The organism is Flavobacterium sp. ENC, assembly GCF_020991415.1.
In the GTDB taxonomy this organism is placed as follows: domain Bacteria; phylum Bacteroidota; class Bacteroidia; order Flavobacteriales; family Flavobacteriaceae; genus Flavobacterium.
The window spans coordinates 1-1367 of record NZ_JAJMOY010000023.1 but is presented as its reverse complement, the minus strand read 5'-3'; the positions used below and the strand labels follow the sequence as shown (position 1 = coordinate 1367).

Annotated in this window: 1 pseudogene; it reads left to right on the top strand. The window is 44.0% G+C overall.

Annotated elements, in window-relative coordinates:
- Positions 1 to 1367: pseudogene (locus LPB89_RS21870) on the top strand (hypothetical protein); the annotation flags it as partial.

Here is a 1367-nt window from a genome sequence, read left to right as displayed (position 1 = left end):
AGTAAAACTAACGGTAACGACTCCGATACCGGCAGGACTGACCATCAATACAAACGGAACCGTAACAGTTGCGGCCAACACACCGGCAGGCACTTATAATTTAGAATATACCATCTGTGAAATCAACAATCCTGGGAACTGCGATACCGCGACTTCAACAGTTGTAGTTACAGCAGCAACTCTGGTAGCGAATTTAGATGCCGTTCCTTCAACCCTTAGTTCAAATGCACCGAAGACACTCCTAAATGTTTTTGACAATGACACTAAAAATGAGGTAGCCTTAATTCCATCAGAAGTAAAACTGACGGTAACTACAGCCGATCCAAAAGGATATTTGACAGTAGACACCAATGGAAACGCAATTTTAGGCGCCAACGCTCCGGCAGGAACTTACCAACTGACATATCAAATCTGTGAGTTGTTAAACCCAACCAATTGTAGTTCAAACCAGGTACAAGTAACAATCACAGCACCGGGAATTGATGCTGTTGCAGACAACTTGGGATCCATAAACGGAAATACAGGCGGAACCACAACAGTTTCCTTAATTGCAGGTGATACGGTAAACGCAGCACAAGCCGTAATCGGAACAAATCCTGGAGACGTAAAACTAACCGTCACGACTCCGATACCAGCAGGACTGACAATAAATACAAACGGAACCGTAACAGTGGCGGCCAACATACCGGCAGGAAGCTATAATTTAGAATATACGATCTGTGAAATCAATAATCCGGGGAATTGTGATACGGCAACTTCAACAGTTGTAGTTACAGCAGCAACTTTGGTAGCGAATTTAGATGCAGTTCCTTCAACCCTTAGTTCGAATACGCCAAAGACACTCGTTAATGTTTTTGACAATGACACTAAAAATGGAGCCGCTTTAATTCCATCAGACGTAAAACTGACCGTGACGACAGCCGATCCAAAAGGATATTTGACAGTAGACACCAATGGAAACGCAATTTTAGGAGCCAACGCTCCGGCAGGAACTTACCAACTGAGATATGAAATCTGTGAGTTGTTAAACCTAACCAACTGCAGTTCAAACCAAGTGCAGGTAACAATCACAGCACCGGGAATTGATGCCGTTGCAGATAACCTGGGATCCATAAACGGAAATGCAGGAGGAACGACAATAGTTTCATTAATCGCAGGTGACACCGTAAACGCAGCACAAGCTGTAATCGGAACCAATCCGGGAGACGTAAAATTAACCGTAACGACGCCAATATCGGCAGGACTTACGATCAATTCAAATGGTACAGTAACAGTTGCAGCCAACACACCGGCAGGCACTTATAATTTAGAATATACCATCTGTGAGATCAACAATCCGGGGAATTGCGATACAGCCACTTCAACGA